General features: G+C 39.3%; 1 protein-coding gene, 2 tRNA genes and 2 pseudogenes. 4 read left to right on the top strand and 1 reads right to left on the bottom strand.

Annotation, left to right across the window (positions count from 1 at the left end):
- The 3 genes and pseudogenes from J671_RS24640 to J671_RS24630 form a co-directional block, all read left to right on the top strand.
- Nucleotides 1-188, top strand: a pseudogene (locus J671_RS24640) (hypothetical protein); the annotation flags it as partial.
- A gap of 134 nt (nt 189-322) precedes the next feature.
- Nucleotides 323-398: transfer RNA gene (locus tag J671_RS24635), tRNA-Glu, on the top strand.
- 28 nt (nt 399-426) lie between these two features.
- A tRNA-Glu gene (locus tag J671_RS24630) sits at nt 427-502 on the top strand.
- A gap of 92 nt (nt 503-594) precedes the next feature.
- Here J671_RS24630 and J671_RS0105405 read toward each other — a convergent pair.
- Nucleotides 595-1542 (bottom strand): annotated as a pseudogene (locus J671_RS0105405) (hypothetical protein).
- Nucleotides 1543-1816: 274 nt separating this feature from the next.
- On the opposite strand from J671_RS0105405, the gene J671_RS24625 reads away from it, so the two are divergent.
- The coding region (locus J671_RS24625; protein WP_033855848.1) for a hypothetical protein at nt 1817-2047 on the top strand (231 nt) is incomplete at its 3' end.

The raw sequence follows: 2047 nt of genomic DNA, 5'->3' as shown, positions 1-2047 counted from the left end.
GCGATTGGTATAATTTCTACTCAAAAGATGATTTTTTAACAGCTTTCCCATTAAGTGAAGCACCTTTTAATTTCACTCCACCAATTATCAATCAAGAAATTTTTACTTTTGCGAACCAACCCCATGAAATTGTAGGGTACTTACAACACCATGCAGTCATCAAAGCAATTATTGAACCTTTTCAATAAAAATTAGCCATAAATGCCTATATTTTCTACAATTTGAGTTATTTTTAAGCGCTTGAATGTTTTTTTTAATATTTCTTCAGAAAACTATTTGACACTTTTATTAAATCGACCTAATATACGCCCACCTCTGAAACGTCCCTATCGTCTAGAGGCCTAGGACATCGCCCTTTCACGGCGGTAACCGGGGTTCGAATCCCCGTAGGGACGCCAATATTTTTCAGATGTATGCCTCATATAAGTCCCTATCGTCTAGAGGCCTAGGACATCGCCCTTTCACGGCGGTAACCGGGGTTCGAATCCCCGTAGGGACGCCAAATTCTAAAAAGCCACTGCATGAAGACAGTGGCTTTTTTCTTATGTACGCAATAAAAAAGCTGATCATCAATCAGCTTCTCATTTATATAATTTAATTCGCAATTCCAACTTGGACTTCAAGACGACCTGATTGAACCCGTAGTCCTTTTATTTCGAATTGATCTACCAGTTGCTGCACAAGCTCCCGGCTTTCCCTCAAAATATTGAGTCCCGGTAAAATACTAAAGTCTGTCAAGCTTAAAAGTTTTTCTACCATCCATGAACGGTTGTTAATGAAATCAATAAACCCTGCCTGTTCAAGGTCAATAAACCACATACGGTGACCATCACGTTGAATACCCGGAATATCACGAATCAAATGATTAATCAGTGATGGTATAGGCAACATGTTAATGACTTCGAAACCTACTCGTCCGATACGACGGACTGCCCAATTCGACAATGTTCCACCATGTCGAATTTGTACATCTAGGCTTTCATCCATTTGACGTAAACGTAAGAATTTTTCTTGCCCAATACGGCATTCCAATACCCGAAAATCTAAACTCAGCCGATATAGGAAACGGTGATAGTGCCCATCGATTTCAACCTGAAACCGATCATTGCCACATTGAACTTTAATATCATCAATTTCTGACCGATCTATTCATTTACGAATTTGGCTATTTAACAGCATTTCAGGCAAATATAAATTCAGCGTACTCTTACCTAGAAAAGTACGGGCCATAATTAACGCAACCTGACGCGCAGTTTCACTGGTTTCAGAGACCATATCTCTAACAGTTCCTGCTGCCAGATTGGTCATGCCAACGACTCCACGCTTTGTATGAGTTGTTACATGGTCTAAAGCATCTAAGGCTGCATCTGCAACCTCTGCAAGATTACGTGTCGTATCACTAGCAAATCCGACGGCATCATGAGCATGTTGCAAGGTCTTATGCAGCAAACGGCGTGAGAATGACAGTTTTATAGGGTCAGGGTTCCCTGAAACTGTTGATGTCGTTATAGGCTCCGACTTATTGTCATCTTCTTGACCCAAGTCCCTCTCCTTTTTATATTTCTTTCGCATCCCATTAATCAGCTTTTCAGCTCATTTCCAGTGTTGAACACACTTGGTTTTTATCTAGATTAGCATGCTCTGCGGTACTATTTTAACTTTTATGTGTACGCATAAATCATCATTTTTTCATATATGCTTGTTTCAAAAAAGTATTTTTATATCTAACTTTTATGTCACTTTTTAAAAGCCCTACAATTTTTTTCCTTTCTTTGCATTTCCGTTAGAATAGATTCAAATTTAATGTGGAGCTGTCATGCAATATCGTTGCCCTCAATGTCAAAGTGTTAAAATTATGCCAGTAAGCCAAGGTGTTAACAGTGCCAAACCTGTTGTGCCTAAGAGCTTAGTGATTTTAGTTCCTGCCATTTTTGTACTATTACTCTTGGTTGTAATTAGTATTTTTATGTGGATTTTTGGCAATGGTGCAGGCACTTCTCTACAAATTGCAACGGTCGTTGTTTTTGTTGTGACTCTAGGGGCGGGG

Source organism: Acinetobacter sp. 1130196 (genome assembly GCF_000588095.1).
GTDB classification, from domain to species: domain Bacteria; phylum Pseudomonadota; class Gammaproteobacteria; order Pseudomonadales; family Moraxellaceae; genus Acinetobacter; species Acinetobacter nosocomialis.
Note: the sequence above shows the minus strand (reverse complement) of the source record. Positions and strands in the feature narration are given on the sequence as shown.